Here is a 14,822-nt window from a genome sequence, read left to right on the forward strand (position 1 = left end):
CGACCTGTCCTATTCCTCGTCATCCATCCGGGCGATTTCCTTGTCCAGATCGCGGAGCACGTCGGCCCTGATCTTGTCCGACATCTTCGCGGCCGCGGCGATGTGGGCACGGGCCGCGATCAGTCCGGCCCGCGCGGCGCGATGCGCCTGCGCCTCGATCTGCGTTTCGCAAATGCGAATCCGGATGTGACGGCGCCCATCGGCATCCACCGTCTCGCGCCGCGTCACGTTCTTCCCTTCCTCGCAGCCGCTGCCAATGTCGACATTCGGCACCTTATGACGGATTTCCGCTTCGCCAGGCATGGCATGGGTCGCGATCCGATCCCCATCGTCGCGCTGACCGGCGGGGGGCACGGGCGGAACCGGCGCGATCCTGTCGATGACGGGCGCCGCCAACAGGGTCGTGGCAATCAGCATTTCGGCCGTCCAGACGCTCATGGTCGCAATCCTCTCAGGATTTCTTCAAGTGTCGACCTGTTTTACACATATCGCAACGGCCGACGAAGGATTAACCTTCGTGAGCATCGAAAATGCGTGCCTTTTCATCTCTGGCACAGGTCTTGCGGAGGTAGGGACGTTCCCATGAACGTTCAACTATCGGGGGATGACGGCCCGTCTCAGCCTCATCCCCCACCCGGTTTTGGCCCCACCCGGTTTTGGCCCCACCCGTTTCCTCAGGTGACGCGCATGAAAAAAGGCGGCCCGGAAACCAGACCGCCTTTTCATGATCCCTCGGAGGAAGGCTCAGTTTGCGGGCGCAACACCCTGATCGGCCATGAGCTGCTGCAATTCGCCCGCTTCATACATTTCCATCATGATGTCGCTGCCACCGACAAATTCGCCCTTCACATAAAGCTGGGGAATGGTCGGCCAGTCGGAAAAGGCCTTGATCCCCTGACGGACGACCTGATCCTGCAAGACGTCCACGCTTTCATAGGCGACGCCCAGATGTTCGAGGATCGCAATCGCACGGCTGGAAAAGCCGCATTGCGGGAACAGCGGCGTGCCCTTCATGAAAAGCACGACGTCATTGCCATTGACGATATCGGCGATGCGCTGGTGCACGGCGTCGGTCATCGGGTGTCCATTCCTGTCAGGCGCCGCTGCAAGGGCGCGATATGTGTCTGATGGCCGTTAATTGGGAACGGCGGTGGTAAGTTGCAAGGCATGGAGCACGCCGCCCATGCGGCCGCCCAGCGCGGCATAAACGGCGCGCTGCTGCGCGACCCGGCTCATGCCGCGGAAACTTTCCGAAACGACGCGCGCCGCATAATGGTCGCCATCGCCGGCAAGGTCGGTGATTTCGACCTCCGCATCCGGAATGGCGGCGCGGATCATCTCCGCAATGTCATCGGCGGCCATCGGCACGGTCGCTGGTTCCTTATGCTTATTGCGCTTCGATGAACATGCGGCGGGCGATGACCTGCTGCTCGTCCAGAGCGGTGCGGACGCCGGCTTCATCAATGTCGATCCCGGCCAGGGTCATGTCGCCCAACAGCTTGCGGATCACATCCTCGTCGCCCGCTTCTTCGAAATCGGCCTGCACCACTGCCTTGGCATAGGCATCGGTTTCTTCGGGCGTCAGCCCCATTTTCGCCCCGGCCCATTCGCCGAGCAGACGGTTACGGCGCGCCTGGATGCGGAACTGCATCTCCTGATCATGCGCGAACATGTTTTCAAAGGCCTTTTCGCGTTCGTCGAAGGTCGTCATGCCTGTGCCCTGTAGAAAAACCGGAATATTCCGTTCGAGATAGGATGATCAGGCCGCTTGCGCAACGGCCGGTACGAGCCAGGGACGCGCGTCGGCGTCCTTTGCCTCAAAGTGGCTGATCGTGTCCGCCTGCCCCAGCGTCAGGCCGATCTCATCCAGGCCGCCCAGCAGGCAATGCTTGCGGAAGGGATCGATCTCGAACTGGAAGCGGTCCTGGAACCGGGTCGTGACGGTCTGATGCTCCAGATCGACATGGATCGGGTCCGGAGTTCCATTGAGTCCCTGGGCCACTTCCATCAGCCGGTCGATGGCCTCCTGCGGCAGCACCACGGTCAAAATGCCGTTCTTGAAGGCGTTGCCGGAGAAAATGTCCGAAAAGCTGGGTGCGATCACGACCTTGATGCCCAGATCCGCCAGCGCCCAGGCGGCATGTTCGCGGCTGGACCCGCAGCCGAAATTGTCGCCCGCGATCAGGATCGGGCTGCCCACATAGGCCGGATCGTCGAAGACATTGCCCGGTTCCTTGCGCAGCACCTCAAACGCGCCCTTGCCCAGACCGCTCCGCGAAATGGTCTTCAGCCAATGCGCCGGGATGACGATGTCGGTGTCGACATTCTTCATCCCGAACGGATAGGCCTTGCCATCAACGATATTCAGCTTGTCCATCAATGTGACCGTTTTTCGGCGGGACGATGGGAATCTTCCGCGCGCCCCAGGGTCGCCGCCATGGCGGCACTGGCCAACGCGCCCAGCGTCAGCAACCAGAATACCTTCTTCATGCGACCGCCTCTCCCTGTTTTTTTTCCGCCAACAATTCGCGCACGTCGGTCAGATGTCCGGTGATGGCAGCGGCAGCGGCCATGACGGGCGAGACGAGATGCGTCCGCGAACCCGGCCCCTGACGGCCCATGAAATTGCGGTTGCTGGTCGAGGCGCAACGCTCGCCCGAAGGAACCTTGTCGGGATTCATGCCAAGGCAGGCCGAACAGCCCGGCTCGCGCCATTCGAAGCCGGCGTCGGTGAAGATGCGGTCGAGGCCTTCGGCTTCGGCCTGGCGCTTGACCAGCCCCGAACCCGGCACGACCATCGCGTGCTTGATGCCGCTGGCGATATGGCGGCCCTTGAGCAGATCGGCGGCGGCGCGCAAATCCTCGATCCGGCTGTTGGTGCAGCTGCCGATGAAGACATGCTCGATGGCGACGTCTTCCATGCGCTGCCCGGCGGTCAGGCCCATATAGTCGAGCGACTTCTGCGCGGCGGCGCGCTTTGAGGCGTCGGCGAAGCTTTCCGGGTCGGGCACCACGCCCGTTACCGGCACGACATCTTCCGGACTGGTGCCCCAGGTGACGCTGGGCACGATGTCGGCGGCGTCGATCACGACGATCTTGTCGAACACCGCGCCTTCATCCGTCAGCAGCGTCTTCCAATAGGCGACGGCGGCATCCCACTCCGTCCCCTTGGGCGCCATGGGGCGGCCTTCCAGATAGGCGAAGGTCTTCTCGTCCGGCGCGAACAGACCGGAGCGCGCGCCCGCCTCGATCGACATGTTGGCGACCGTCAGCCGCCCCTCGATCGACATGTCGCGGAACACCGAGCCGCGATATTCCATGACATAGCCGGTGCCGCCCGCAGTGCCGATCTGGCCGCAGATCGCCAGTGCCACATCCTTGGGCGTCACGCCAAAGCCCAGCTCGCCATCGACCACGACTTCCATCGTCTTCGACTGCTTGAGCAGCAACGTCTGGGTCGCGAGCACATGCTCGACCTCCGACGTGCCGATGCCGAAGGCCAACGCACCGAGCGCGCCATGCGAGCTGGTGTGGCTGTCGCCGCAAACCAGCGTCGTGCCCGGCAGGGTAAAGCCCTGTTCCGGACCGACGACGTGGACGATGCCCTGTTCGGCATCGGCGTCCCCGATCAGGCGGACGCCGAATTCGGGCGCATTGCGCTCCAGCGCCGCCAGTTGCTGCGCGCTTTCGGGATCGGCGATCGGGATACGGTTCCCCGCCGCATCGCGACGCGGGGTCGTCGGCAGGTTATGGTCCGGCACCGCAAGGGTCAGGTCGGGACGACGCACCTTGCGTCCAGCCATGCGAAGGCCCTCGAACGCCTGCGGGCTCGTCACCTCATGGACGAGGTGACGGTCGATATAGATCAGGCAGGTTCCGTCGGGACGGCGTTCAACGACGTGCGCGTCCCAAATCTTCTCATACAAGGTGCGGGGCTTTACCATAGCCCTTCCCCCTAGCCCCAGACAGGGCAGGGGAAAAGAGGGAAAGCGGCCAATTTTTCCTGTTTCCGCCAATAGCCGCCCTGCCATGACGCAACGTCAGGGACTTAGCCGGCACGATGATCCTCGACGATGCGACCGGCCGCGCCCACTTCCGCCTCATGGCTTTCCTCCCGCCAGCTTTCGGCGAGGGCCGCGCGCTCCCATTCGCGCATCGCGGGCAGGGCGAGCATATGGTCGACCCAGGCCTGCGCCACCGGCCCGACGTCCAGCCCATAGGTCCGCACCCGGAAAACCACCGGCGCATAAAAGGCATCGGCGGCCGTGAAAGCCGGTCCCGCCAGAAAGGGGCCGCCGAAGCGGGACAGCCCCTCCCCCCACAGTTCCATCAGCCGCGCGATGTTCCGGTTGAGAGCGGGCGACGGCATATGCGCTTCCACGCGCACCCCGACATTCATCGGGCAATCGTTGCGCAGCGCTGCAAAGCCGCTGTGCATTTCCGCGACGGCCGATTGCGCCCATGCCCGCGCGGCGTCCCCCTGCGGCCAGACGTCCGGATGCCGATCGCCAAGGTACAGCGTGATGCCCAGCGAGTCCCAGACCGTCCTGTCGCCATCGATCAGCGCGGGCACCTGTCCCGTCGGAGAGAAATCGCGAAAGGCCGCGTAATTTTCAGCGGCGGCGAAGGGTTCGAGCCGATCGGTGAAGCCGATGCCGAGCGTCTTCATCAGCACCCATGGGCGCAGGGACCAACTCGAATAATTCCGGTTGGCGGTGATGAGGGTGTAGGACATCGGCTTTCCCCTTATGAACGGCGCGATGAACATAGGCGCGCGACGACCGGGGCAAAAGCCGGAATGGCGGCGAGGTTCATAAGATAGGCTTATGAATCAAAAAAAACGGTCCGGAGCATGAAGCCCCGGACCGTCAAGTCCTTCCACCCTGATCGCGGGAGTGTCGCCCACGATCCGGATCGGTCAGCGGCTTGTCGGCCGCAAACTGGTTTCCCCGCGGCCTTTAGGCCGCAAACTGATTCATCGTATTGTGGATGCCGCCCGCCTTCAGCGCCGCTTCACCCGCGAAATATTCCTTATGGTCGTCGCCAATGTCGGAACCCGACATGTTCTGATGCTTGACGCAGGCGATGCCCTGACGGATTTCCTTGCGCTGGACGCCCTCGACATAGCCGAGCATGCCCGCCTCGCCGAAATATTCCTTCGCCAGATTGTCGGTCGACAACGCCGCCGTGTGATAGGTCGGCAGGGTGATGAGGTGATGGAAGATGCCGGCCCGCGCAGCGGCATCCCGCTGGAAGGTGCGGATCTTCTCATCGGCCTCACGGCCCAGGTCGGTCGCGTCATAATCGGCGCTCATCAGCCTGGCGCGGTCATAGGCGCTCAGGTCCTTGCCCTCGGCAGCCCAGGCGTCGAACACCTGCTGACGGAAGTTCAGCGTCCAGTTGAACGACGGCGAGTTGTTATAGACCAGCTTCGCATTGGGGACGACTTCGCGGATGCGGTCGACCATGCCGGCGATCTGCTGGATATGCGGCTTTTCGGTTTCGATCCACAGCAGGTCCGCGCCGTTCTGGAGCGAGGTGATGCAGTCGAGAACGCAGCGATCCTCGCCGGTGCCGGAGCGGAATTGGAACAGGTTCGACGGCAGGCGCTTCGGGCGGAACAGCTTGCCGTCGCGGGCCAGGACGACGTCGCCGCGCAGGGTGGCGATGTCCGTGACCTCCTCGACGTCGAGGAAGCTGTTATACTGGTCGGCCAGATCGCCATCTTCCTTGCTGTAGGCGATCTGCTTGGTCAGGCCCGCGCCCAGCGAGTCGGTGCGCGCGACGATGATGCCGTCGTCGATGCCCAGTTCGAGGAAGGCATAACGGACCGCGCGGATCTTCGCGAGGAAGTCCTCATGCGGAACCGTGACCTTGCCGTCCTGATGGCCGCACTGCTTTTCGTCCGAAACCTGATTCTCGATCTGGATGCAGCAGGCGCCCGCCTCGATGAACTTCTTGGCGAGCAGATAGGTCGCCTCGGCATTGCCGAAGCCCGCATCGATGTCCGCGACGATCGGGACGACATGGGTTTCGTAATTGTCGATATCCTGCTGAATCTTCTGCGCCTTGACTTCGTCACCGGCTTCACGGGCCGCGTCGAGGTCGCGGAACATCATGCCCAGTTCGCGGGCATCGGCCTGCTTGAGGAAGGTGTAGAGTTCCTCGATCAGCATCGGAACGCTGGTCTTTTCATGCATCGACTGGTCGGGCAACGGACCGAATTCGCTGCGCAGCGCGGCGACCATCCAGCCGGAAAGGTAGAGATATTTGCCCTTGGTCGTGCCGAAATGCTTCTTGATGCTGATCAGCTTCTGCTGACCGATGAAGCCGTGCCAGCAGCCCAGCGACTGGGTGTAATTGGCCGGATCGGCATCATAGGCCGCCATGTCGCGGCGCATGATGCCGGCCGTGTAGCGGGCGATGTCGATACCGGTGTGGAAACGGTTCTGAAGGCGCATGCGGGCGACCGATTCGGGCGCGATGCCATCCCAATGGCCCTGACCGCTTATGGTCGTGCCAGCCTTCGTGATTTCCTGTTGGTAGGTCATGCTCAAATCCTTGGTCGCTCTATGGGTATGAAACTGGCCTAATCGCCTTTTGTGCGCCGCGGCAGAGGTTGCGAAGTTCAGTTGTAGAACTTTACAAGATTTGCATGTAAAGTTGTAAAGGCTGCACAGGAGCGCACGACAAATGGCCAAGGATCGTCCGGTTTACATGGGTCCGCGCCTTCGCAGGCTGCGGCGCGAACTGGGGCTGACCCAGGCGGACATGGCCGCGGACCTGGAGATTTCCGCCAGCTATGTCGCCCTGCTGGAGCGCAACCAACGGCCCCTGACCGCCGACATGCTGTTGCGCCTCGCCCGCACATACAAGATGGACATGAGCGAGCTGGCGGGCGATGGCGGCGCGGAGCAGACCGCGCGGTTGCAGGCGGTGCTGAAGGACCCGATGTTCGCGGATATCGACCTGCCCGCGCTGGCCACGGGGGACGTGGCGGTCAACTATCCGGGCATTACGGAGGCTCTGCTGCGGCTGCACACCGCCTATCGCGAGGAGCAGCTGGCCCTTGCCGACAGGGACGCCGGATCAGGGGACACGGAGCGCGCGGACACCGCCGAGGCGCCCGATCCGGTGGCCGAATCGCGGCGCTTTCTGGGCGCGCGGCGGAACAGCTTTCCGCTGCTGGACGATGCGGGCGAGAAGCTGGCCCATGAGGTCGAGGCGGCAGGCGGGTTGTCCGCTGGAGGATTGGCCGGCTGGCTGAAGGCGAAGCATAATCTGCGGGTCCGGCGGCTGCCTTCCGATGTGATGGCAGGATCGATGCGGCGGCTGGACCGGCATCGCGACGCCGTGCTGCTGGACGATGCGCTGGATGGGGCGAGCACCAGTTTCCAGCTCGCGCTGCAAATCGCCTATCTGGAGATGCGGCGCGATTTCGACGCGGTGCTGAAGGACGGCCAGTTTGCCAGCGAAAGCGGGCGGCGGCTGACCCGGCGCGCCCTGGCCGCCTATGGAGCGGCGGCGATCCTGATGCCCTATACCGCCTTCGCCAAGGCGGCGGAGACGCGGCGCTATGATGTGGAGGCGCTGGCGCGGCAGTTCGGCGCCAGCTTCGAACAGACCGCGCATCGCCTGACCACCCTGCAAAAGCCGGGACAGGAGCGCGTACCCTTCTTCTTCCTGCGCGTGGATCAGGCGGGGAATGTCAGCAAGCGGCTCGACAGCGCGGGGTTTCCCTTTGCCCGCCATGGGGGATCATGCCCGCTCTGGTCGGTTCACCATGCCTTTGAGCGCCCACGCGAGGTGCTGACGCAATGGCTGGAATTGCCGGACGGCCAACGCTTCTTTTCCATCGCGCGGACGGTGACGGCAGGCGGCGGCGGTTGGGGGGCGCCCAGGATCGAGCGGGCGATCGCGCTTGCCTGCGCGGCGGAGCATGCCCATCGGCTGATCTATGCGGCAGGCGAAACGCCGTCCGAGCCGACCCCGATAGGCGTCACCTGCCGTCTGTGCCATCGCAGCCAGTGCATGGCCCGATCCGCGCCGCCGATCGGGCGCGACATGCTGCCGGAGGATTTCCGGCGCACCCACGCCCCCTTCGGCTTTGCGGATGGGTAATCCGGGCCGATGGGTGATTGGGCTGACGGCTGAACATGGCGGGTCCGGCTGACCTGTGCCGGACCCGTCCGCCCCTTTTTAGGTTCAGCGCAGATCGGGCCTGCGCAAATCATCCTGCCTCAATCGTGAGACAGTGGGCGCCATGCGGTGATCGACCGGCTCATGGACCAGATCGTCGAAGAGCGCGCGATAATGGATCATCGCCCGGCGGAGGTCTTCGGTATCGGCTTCGCCCCGCGCATGGCGCACCGCAATGTCGTGCGCGGAACGGTAATTCTGAACGACTTCGGGATGGTCCACCGAAAGATCGGCGGAGCGCTGTTCGAAATCGGCGATCGGATAGCCGCGCACCTCCATCACTTCGGTCAGCAGCACATCGGCGCGCGACACCGCGCCCTGGGGATCGTCGACGAACTGCGCCTGCACCCGCACCCAGGCATCGGTGAAGGCATCCGCCTGCGGCGGCGAGAGCGGGCGGATCGTGAAGGCCGCGACGCGCTTCTCCCGTTCATGCAATTCGGCTTCGGCTTTCCGCGAGTTGCCGGTCATTTCGACCGTTCGGCCATATTCCGGGCCGAATTTGGCGCGCAGATTCGCGCGGCGGCGGTTATTGACGACCATGATGGTGATGGAAACGACCAGAATAAGGGCCAGAAGCGCCAGTCCGACTTCCAGCGGGGTCAGAGTGACCATGACATCTCTCTCCTCACGGCTGTCAAAGCCGCACGACGCCCGCCGCCATCGCGGGATCAACCAGCGTTGGCGGGCTTTGTTCCGGCTTCGTCGCGGCGCCTGAAGGCAAGAAAAGCTAACTCTCTATAAGATCGAGATAAGCCACCACGTCATTGTCCGTGGCAAGGAACAGGCCGTCCTGCACGTCCTGCGGCTGCTGCTCCGCGAGTAGCAGGGCTTCGTTCAGGGGGCCGTAGAACAGCGTCGTCGCCGCGCCGCCGCCATCGGCATCGCTGAGATGGTAAAGGCGAACGGTGGCCGAACTATAGGTGGTGCGCATCGGCGGATTATCGGAGGCCGCGCGCCGTAACGCAAGCGGTCAACGCCGGTCCGTGACCCTGATGCCGTTCGCCAGCCGGTTCGGGCCGATCTTCACCGCATCGTCCGTGAAATTGGCGACGAAACTGCTGCTTCGCTGGAGTCCCGGCACGAAGGAGGCGCTGTTGTCCGCGATCGAGAGATTCGCGCTGTCCTGCTCGCGGCCTTCAGGCGCGATGGTGATGAAGGCGCTGTAATTGTCCTTGTCCCGGCCCTGCACCATTTCATTGCCGCGGATCGTGCCGCCGGCTCCATTGGACAGGTCGATCATATAATTGGTGAGCCGGCCCGCGCTGTCGTCGAAACTGTTGTCGGCAATGGTGACGCGTGGGGTCCGGGTCTTCAGATAATGACCGCCATTGCCCTGATCGAAGCGGGATCGGGTGACCGACAGGCTGCCATAACGGCCGACATAAATGCCATGGGCGCAGGCCAGATCACGGTCGCAGCGGCCCAGATGGCGGAAGGTCGACCTGTCGATCCGCACGCTGTTGCCGGGCGCGTCGCCGGTCAGAATGCCCTCCTCGCTATTGCGGAACAGGCTGTTGGCGACCGTCAGATTGCCGCTTTCCAGACGGATGCCGGCGCCATTGCCATCGGGCACGCGCAGATTCTGGAAGATGAGGCCATCGACCGTGCTTGACCGGCCGCGCAGCACCAGCGCCGCCTTCTGTTCACAGGCGACGCCGTCAAGGATCGCCGTGCCGGGCCTTTGCGCGCGGATGGTGACATCGCCGCCCTGCTGCACCGCGCATTGGGCATAGCTGCCCGGCGCCACCAGCACCGTGCCCCGGCCGTCGCCAATCGCCTTTATCGCGTCGTTCAGCGTCGCATAGCCGCGCCCGCTCTCGGCCACGGTGAAGGGCGAGGTGACGCCCTGCGCCAGCGCGGTAGCCGTGACGGCCGCGGACACGAGCAGGATGGTCGAGAAGAAGCGCATATCGAAAGGTATAGGCGCGCGCATGGGGGCGGCCAATGCCGAGTCATGGTTAACAAAATCCTGTTCCGCTATGGGACAGATGCCAATGGGCGTTCCGGGTCATTCCGCATGCGGATGGGGCGTCATGGCGGTTGGCGCGGGCGCGCTGGCGGGTTAAGCCTTGTCCGCCCATGATTTTCGCCCGCCCCCGCCAGCTTCCTGCCCGCCTCGCCCTTGTCGCGATCATCCTTGCGGCAGCGATGCTGGCCAGCTGTTCGGACGAGGGCAGCGGGACGGTGACGGTCAGCGTCGTCGGCACCCCCGCCGATTTCGCCAAGCCGCTGGAAAACCTGCCAGATCCGGGATCGAAGCTGTTTCTGGAAACCACCGCGCAGGGATTGGTGGCCTTCGACGCCAGCGGGGAAATCCTGCCGGCCCTCGCCCAGCGCTGGATCGTGGAGGATGGCGGGCGCAGCTATATTTTCCGCCTGCGCCGCGCTTTCTGGCCGGACGGCAGCAGGGTCACGGCCAAGGATGTCGGACGGCTGCTGATGGCAAGGATCGAGACGTTGCGGCGGCTGGACCCGGACGGCCCGCTGGACGCCGTGCGGGATGTGGTGGCGATGACCGGCGAGGTGATCGAAATCCGGCTTGCCGCGCCCCGCCCCTATGTGTTGCAGATGCTGGCCCAGCCGCAAATGGCGATCCTGTCGCGCGACGGGGGAACCGGGCCCTACCGAAAGGAAATGCGGGGCAGGGCCCTGATCCTGATGCCGGTCGAGCGGGCGACGACCGAATCGGGGGATGAACTGCCGGTCCCCGCCTGGCAAAAGCGGATCGTCCGGGCGGAGCGGGCGGCGCTGGCCATCACCCGCTTCCAGCAGGGCCAGGCGGCGCTGGTGCTGGGCGGGCGCTTTTCCGACCTGCCGCTGCTGGTGCCCGCCGGGGTCGATCGCGACGATGTGCGGATCGACCCGGTGCAGGGATTGCTGGGGCTGGCGGTGACGGGTCAGGATGGGGACAGGGGCAAGCTGCTGGACGATGCCGGCGTGCGCCGGGCGATCAACATGGCGATCGACCGCAGCCAGTTGCCGGCCATGTTTCCCGTCGGCGGCTGGGCCACGACCGAGCAGATCGTGCCGGAACAGATCGACCTGCCGGGGCCGCCCGCCGCGCCGGACTGGACGGGTCTGTCGCTGGAGGATCGCCGGGCGCAGGGGCAGGCTGTGATGAAGCGGTGGCATAGTGAGAATGGCGATCCGCCGGTGCTGCGCGTGGCCTTGCCCAAGGGACCGGGTTCCACCCTGTTGTTCGGGCTGGTGCGGCATGACCTCGGCATGATCGGACTGGCGGTGGAACGGGTCGATATGGAGAAGGATGCCGATCTGCGGCTGGTGGACGAGGTCGCGGCCTATGACAGCGCGCTCTGGTATCTGGGACGGATCGGCTGCGCGCGCAAAGTGCATTGTTCGGCGGAGGCGGACGCGCAGTTGCAGGCGGCAAGCCTTTCCAGCAGCCTGGCGGAACGCATGGCGCGCGTGGCGCAGGCCGAGGCGCTGATGCAGGCGCATAACGGCTTCATCGCGCTGGGGGCGCCGGTCCGCTGGTCGCTGGTGGCGCGGCGGCTGACCGGCTTCATGGCCTCCCCGCGGGCGCGACACCCATTGAACCATCTGTTCAGGAGCACCAATTAGGGGTTCTGGAGGACAGAAGAATGGCAGTTTCGCAGGACCAGTTCGATCGGATGGTGCGCGACATGCCCGGATTCGGCCGGGACCCCGCTTCGGTGCGCAAGCGGATTCAGGCGATGGAAGCTCTGCTGGAAGGGCTGTTCGTCATTCCCGGAACCAACCGGCGCGTCGGGCTGGACAGCCTGATCGGGCTGGTTCCGGTGGTGGGCGATTTCGCCACGGCGGCGATGGGCGCGTGGATCGTGTGGGAAGCGCGGAACCTGGGCATGTCGAAATGGCAGCTCACGCGGATGGCGGCCAATGTCGGCTTCGATACGCTGATCGGCGCCATCCCCTTTGCCGGGGATGTTTTCGACTTCTTCTACAAGTCCAATAGCAGGAATCTGCGGATCATCCGCAGGCATCTGGATCGGCATCATCCCTCGACGGCGATTGTCGAGGGTTAGGATGCCATCCGCTTGCCGCAGTGCCGTATTCAGCCAAAGGCGAAGTCCAGCCCGATATCGGCGGCCGGGGCCGACTGGGTAAGACGACCGACGCTGATATAGGTGACCCCGGTTTCCGCTCTGGCGCGGATGGTGTCCAGCGTCACGCCGCCCGACGCCTCGGTTGGCACGCGCCCGCCCACCAATGTCACCGCGCCGCGCAGGGTAGCAGCGTCCATATTGTCGAGCAGCAAATGGGTGGCGCCCGCCGCCAGGGCGGGTTCGATCTGATCGATGCGATCCACCTCCACGATGATGCGCCCGATCCCGGCGGCGGCGGCGCGGCGCACCGCTTCCCCGACCGATCCGGCGACGGCGACGTGATTGTCCTTGATCATCGCCGCGTCCCACAGGCCCATGCGGTGATTGGTCGCGCCGCCTTGCCGGGTTGCGTATTTTTCAAGGACGCGCAGTCCGGGAATGGTCTTGCGCGTGTCGAGCAGGGTCGCGCCGGTGCCCAGGATCGCATCGACATAGGCGCGCGTCAGGCAAGCGATGCCGGTCAGATGCTGAACGGTGTTGAGGGCGGACCGCTCGGCCGTGAGCATGGCGCGGGCCTTGCCCCGGATGCGCATGATGTCGGTGCCGGCCGATACGCGGTCGCCATCCTGCTTCAGCAACTCGATTTCCACATCCGGGTCGAGCGCGCGGAAGAAGGCGGCGGCGATGGGCAATCCCGCCAGCGTCACGGCGTCGCGGCTGTCCATCACCCCGTCGAAAAGCGCGTCTTCGGGAATCACCGCCTCGCTGGTGACATCGCGGCCATCCGGCCCCAGATCCTCGGCAAGGGTAGCGGCGACAAAGGCGTCAAGGTTGAAGCCGGGGAGCGAAAAGGTGGAAGAATCAGCAGTCATGGCCGAGCGATGTGGCATAGTCGCCCGGTGGTTGACAGCCCCTGCCGCGTGATGGACCGGCTGAACGGCAGTTTTGAGGAGAGGAAGCATGAGCGACGAACCCGAATCCGTCCGCGAGATATTCATCACGCGGCTGATCGATGCGCCTGCCCATTTGGTCTTTGCCGCCCATGCCGATCCGGCGCATGTGAAACGCTGGTTCGGGCCGGTCGGCTGGCCGCTCACCAAATGCGAGATGGATTTTCGCGCAGGCGGGCGCTTCCGCTTCCAGATGACCAGCGACGAGGGGGAATTGGGGCCGCCCTTTGGCGGCACCTATCTGGAGATCGTGCCCAACGCCCGCATCCGATACGACAATCGCTTCGAGGCGCCCGGATCGCCCGTGATGGTGACGACGATCAGCCTTGCCGAGGATGCCGAAGGGCGGACGCTGCTGACCCATCACACCGTTTTCCAGAACAAGGCGATGCGGGATGATTATCTGGGACAGGGTTTCGAGGAAGGAACGAATTCCGGGCTGGATCAGCTGGAAGGGGTCGTTGGCGGCCTGGTCGGCGAGATGGGCGGGGGCTGAGCCCCTCGCCCCTTCCGTTCAGCGGTTGCCGAGATCGCCCTGGCCGACCGTCCCGCTCGCCATTTCCAGCATGCGGTCGAGGCTCTTCTTCGCACCGAGACGCAGTTCCTCGTCCATTTCGATGCGCGGCTGGAGGTCGCGGAGGGCGAGGTAGAGCTTTTCCATCGTATTGAGCGCCATGTACGGGCAGATATTGCAGTTGCAATTGCCGTCCGCGCCGGGCGCGCCGATGAAGGTCTTTTCCGGCACCGCCTTCTGCATCTGGTGGATGATGTGCGGCTCGGTGGCGACGATCAGCGTGTCGCCCGCCATCTTCTTGGAAAATTCGAGGATGCCGCTGGTCGAGCCGACATAATCGGCATGGTCGACGATATGCGGCGGGCATTCCGGGTGCGCGGCGATGGGCGCGTCGGGATGCTGGGCCTTCAGTTTCAGCAGTTCGGTTTCGCTGAACGCCTCATGCACGATGCAGACGCCCGGCCAGAGCAGCATTTCGCGGCCGAGCTTGCGCGCGAGGTAACCGCCCAGATGCTTGTCGGGGCCGAAGATGATCTTCTGTTCCCTGGGGATTTGCGAGAGTATCTTTTCCGCCGACGAGCTGGTGACGATGATGTCGGAAAGCGCCTTCACCTCCGCCGAGCAGTTGATGTAGCTCAGGGCGATATGGTCGGGATGGGCCTCCCGGAAGGCCTTGAACTGCGCGGGAGGGCAACTGTCCTCCAGCGAGCAGCCGGCGTCCATGTCAGGCAGCACGACGATCTTTTCCGGCGAGAGTATCTTCGCGGTTTCAGCCATGAAGCGCACGCCGCAGAAGGCGATGACGTCCGCATCCGTCTCCGCCGCCTTGCGCGACAGTTCAAGGGAATCGCCGACGAAATCCGACAGGTCCTGAATTTCCGGCTTCTGATAATAATGGCCGAGGATGACGGCATTGCGTTCCTTGCGCAGCCGGTCGATCTCCGCGCGCAGGTCGATCCCCTGCGGGATAGTGGTCATCGCAGTCATGTGCCTCACTCCTCTCGGCCTCCATGCGCGCCCCTAGCGGGCGTGGCGCCTGTTGGCCAGTACCTCGTTGATCGGCGTGGCGACGTCCCATGGGTCCCGCCGCCTTGCGGCTGACGCGCGGCA

Annotated in this window: 17 protein-coding genes; 4 read left to right on the plus strand and 13 right to left on the minus strand. The window is 64.4% G+C overall.

What is annotated here, in order from left to right:
* Positions 1-9: 9 nt before the first annotated feature.
* The 8 genes from RUH75_RS06475 to RUH75_RS06510 form a co-directional block, all read right to left on the minus strand.
* A complete protein-coding gene (locus RUH75_RS06475) occupies positions 10-438 on the minus strand; it encodes a hypothetical protein (RefSeq protein ID WP_313803338.1) in 429 nt (142 codons plus the stop codon).
* 306 nt (positions 439-744) lie between these two features.
* Positions 745-1,077 carry a Grx4 family monothiol glutaredoxin gene (gene grxD, locus RUH75_RS06480; RefSeq protein WP_313803340.1) on the minus strand — a complete coding sequence of 111 codons (333 nt, stop codon included), beginning with the start codon at positions 1,075-1,077 and terminating at the stop codon, positions 745-747.
* A gap of 57 nt (positions 1,078-1,134) precedes the next feature.
* Positions 1,135-1,368 carry a BolA family transcriptional regulator gene (locus tag RUH75_RS06485; protein WP_313803342.1) on the minus strand — a complete coding sequence of 78 codons (234 nt, stop codon included), beginning with the start codon at positions 1,366-1,368 and terminating at the stop codon, positions 1,135-1,137.
* A 19-nt stretch (positions 1,369-1,387) separates the two neighbouring features.
* Positions 1,388-1,711, minus strand: coding sequence for a DUF1476 domain-containing protein (locus RUH75_RS06490; RefSeq protein ID WP_313803344.1), 324 nt, complete (start codon positions 1,709-1,711; stop codon positions 1,388-1,390).
* A 48-nt stretch (positions 1,712-1,759) separates the two neighbouring features.
* On the minus strand, positions 1,760-2,377 hold the full coding sequence (gene leuD / locus RUH75_RS06495; protein ID WP_313803346.1) for a 3-isopropylmalate dehydratase small subunit: 618 nt from the start codon (positions 2,375-2,377) through the stop codon (positions 1,760-1,762).
* A gap of 109 nt (positions 2,378-2,486) precedes the next feature.
* Positions 2,487-3,944 carry a 3-isopropylmalate dehydratase large subunit gene (leuC, locus tag RUH75_RS06500; protein ID WP_313803348.1) on the minus strand — a complete coding sequence of 486 codons (1,458 nt, stop codon included), beginning with the start codon at positions 3,942-3,944 and terminating at the stop codon, positions 2,487-2,489.
* A 104-nt stretch (positions 3,945-4,048) separates the two neighbouring features.
* Positions 4,049-4,735 (minus strand): glutathione S-transferase family protein, encoded by a 687-nt coding sequence (locus tag RUH75_RS06505; RefSeq protein ID WP_313803350.1) that lies wholly within the window; start codon positions 4,733-4,735, stop codon positions 4,049-4,051.
* A 223-nt stretch (positions 4,736-4,958) separates the two neighbouring features.
* Entirely contained in the window at positions 4,959-6,551 is a 1,593-nt protein-coding gene (locus RUH75_RS06510) for an isocitrate lyase (protein WP_313803352.1), read from the minus strand.
* A 142-nt stretch (positions 6,552-6,693) separates the two neighbouring features.
* Here RUH75_RS06510 and RUH75_RS06515 point away from each other — a divergent pair, with 142 nt between their 5' ends.
* Complete coding sequence (locus RUH75_RS06515; protein ID WP_313803354.1) at positions 6,694-8,121, plus strand: short-chain fatty acyl-CoA regulator family protein; 1,428 nt, start codon at positions 6,694-6,696, stop codon at positions 8,119-8,121.
* An 84-nt stretch (positions 8,122-8,205) separates the two neighbouring features.
* Here the strand turns inward: RUH75_RS06515 and RUH75_RS06520 are convergent, their stop codons facing one another.
* The 3 genes from RUH75_RS06520 to RUH75_RS06530 form a co-directional block, all read right to left on the minus strand.
* Positions 8,206-8,814, minus strand: a complete 609-nt coding sequence (locus RUH75_RS06520) for a hypothetical protein (protein ID WP_313803356.1) — start codon at positions 8,812-8,814, stop codon at positions 8,206-8,208.
* A 115-nt stretch (positions 8,815-8,929) separates the two neighbouring features.
* On the minus strand, positions 8,930-9,133 hold the full coding sequence (locus RUH75_RS06525; RefSeq protein ID WP_313803358.1) for a hypothetical protein: 204 nt from the start codon (positions 9,131-9,133) through the stop codon (positions 8,930-8,932).
* Positions 9,134-9,172: 39 nt separating this feature from the next.
* Positions 9,173-10,111 (minus strand): right-handed parallel beta-helix repeat-containing protein, encoded by a 939-nt coding sequence (locus RUH75_RS06530; RefSeq protein ID WP_313803431.1) that lies wholly within the window; start codon positions 10,109-10,111, stop codon positions 9,173-9,175.
* Between the two features lie 170 nt (positions 10,112-10,281).
* Between RUH75_RS06530 and RUH75_RS06535 the strand changes: the two genes are divergently transcribed.
* Positions 10,282-11,784: an ABC transporter substrate-binding protein gene (locus tag RUH75_RS06535; protein WP_313803360.1), complete on the plus strand. Its 1,503-nt coding sequence runs from the start codon at positions 10,282-10,284 to the stop codon at positions 11,782-11,784.
* Between the two features lie 20 nt (positions 11,785-11,804).
* Positions 11,805-12,227 carry a DUF4112 domain-containing protein gene (locus RUH75_RS06540; protein ID WP_313803361.1) on the plus strand — a complete coding sequence of 141 codons (423 nt, stop codon included), beginning with the start codon at positions 11,805-11,807 and terminating at the stop codon, positions 12,225-12,227.
* Between the two features lie 29 nt (positions 12,228-12,256).
* Here the strand turns inward: RUH75_RS06540 and nadC are convergent, their stop codons facing one another.
* The gene (gene nadC, locus RUH75_RS06545) at positions 12,257-13,120 is read right to left on the minus strand and encodes a carboxylating nicotinate-nucleotide diphosphorylase (protein ID WP_313803362.1); all 864 of its coding nucleotides are present in this window, start codon (positions 13,118-13,120) and stop codon (positions 12,257-12,259) included.
* Positions 13,121-13,208: 88 nt separating this feature from the next.
* On the opposite strand from nadC, the gene RUH75_RS06550 reads away from it, so the two are divergent.
* The gene (locus RUH75_RS06550; protein WP_313803364.1) at positions 13,209-13,694 is read left to right on the plus strand and encodes an SRPBCC domain-containing protein; all 486 of its coding nucleotides are present in this window, start codon (positions 13,209-13,211) and stop codon (positions 13,692-13,694) included.
* Between the two features lie 18 nt (positions 13,695-13,712).
* On the opposite strand, the gene nadA is transcribed toward RUH75_RS06550, so the two are convergent.
* A complete protein-coding gene (gene nadA, locus RUH75_RS06555) occupies positions 13,713-14,699 on the minus strand; it encodes a quinolinate synthase NadA (protein ID WP_313803366.1) in 987 nt (328 codons plus the stop codon).
* Between the last annotated feature and the right edge of the window lie 123 nt (positions 14,700-14,822).

Origin of the sequence: Sphingobium sp., assembly GCF_032153725.1 — a bacterium.
Lineage (GTDB): Bacteria > Pseudomonadota > Alphaproteobacteria > Sphingomonadales > Sphingomonadaceae > Sphingobium.

Coding starts and splice junctions, on each gene's coding strand:
- RUH75_RS06505 (WP_313803350.1), bottom strand. CDS start 4,735: ATGTCCTACACCCTCATCACCGCCAACCGGAATTATTCGAGTTGGTCC.
- RUH75_RS06520 (WP_313803356.1), bottom strand. CDS start 8,814: ATGGTCACTCTGACCCCGCTGGAAGTCGGACTGGCGCTTCTGGCCCTT.
- leuD (WP_313803346.1), bottom strand. CDS start 2,377: ATGGACAAGCTGAATATCGTTGATGGCAAGGCCTATCCGTTCGGGATG.
- RUH75_RS06540 (WP_313803361.1), top strand. CDS start 11,805: ATGGCAGTTTCGCAGGACCAGTTCGATCGGATGGTGCGCGACATGCCC.
- RUH75_RS06490 (WP_313803344.1), bottom strand. CDS start 1,711: ATGACGACCTTCGACGAACGCGAAAAGGCCTTTGAAAACATGTTCGCG.
- RUH75_RS06525 (WP_313803358.1), bottom strand. CDS start 9,133: ATGCGCACCACCTATAGTTCGGCCACCGTTCGCCTTTACCATCTCAGC.
- RUH75_RS06550 (WP_313803364.1), top strand. CDS start 13,209: ATGAGCGACGAACCCGAATCCGTCCGCGAGATATTCATCACGCGGCTG.
- RUH75_RS06535 (WP_313803360.1), top strand. CDS start 10,282: ATGATTTTCGCCCGCCCCCGCCAGCTTCCTGCCCGCCTCGCCCTTGTC.
- RUH75_RS06530 (WP_313803431.1), bottom strand. CDS start 10,111: ATGCGCTTCTTCTCGACCATCCTGCTCGTGTCCGCGGCCGTCACGGCT.
- nadC (WP_313803362.1), bottom strand. CDS start 13,120: ATGACTGCTGATTCTTCCACCTTTTCGCTCCCCGGCTTCAACCTTGAC.
- RUH75_RS06515 (WP_313803354.1), top strand. CDS start 6,694: ATGGCCAAGGATCGTCCGGTTTACATGGGTCCGCGCCTTCGCAGGCTG.
- grxD (WP_313803340.1), bottom strand. CDS start 1,077: ATGACCGACGCCGTGCACCAGCGCATCGCCGATATCGTCAATGGCAAT.
- nadA (WP_313803366.1), bottom strand. CDS start 14,699: ATGACTGCGATGACCACTATCCCGCAGGGGATCGACCTGCGCGCGGAG.
- leuC (WP_313803348.1), bottom strand. CDS start 3,944: ATGGTAAAGCCCCGCACCTTGTATGAGAAGATTTGGGACGCGCACGTC.
- RUH75_RS06475 (WP_313803338.1), bottom strand. CDS start 438: ATGAGCGTCTGGACGGCCGAAATGCTGATTGCCACGACCCTGTTGGCG.
- RUH75_RS06510 (WP_313803352.1), bottom strand. CDS start 6,551: ATGACCTACCAACAGGAAATCACGAAGGCTGGCACGACCATAAGCGGT.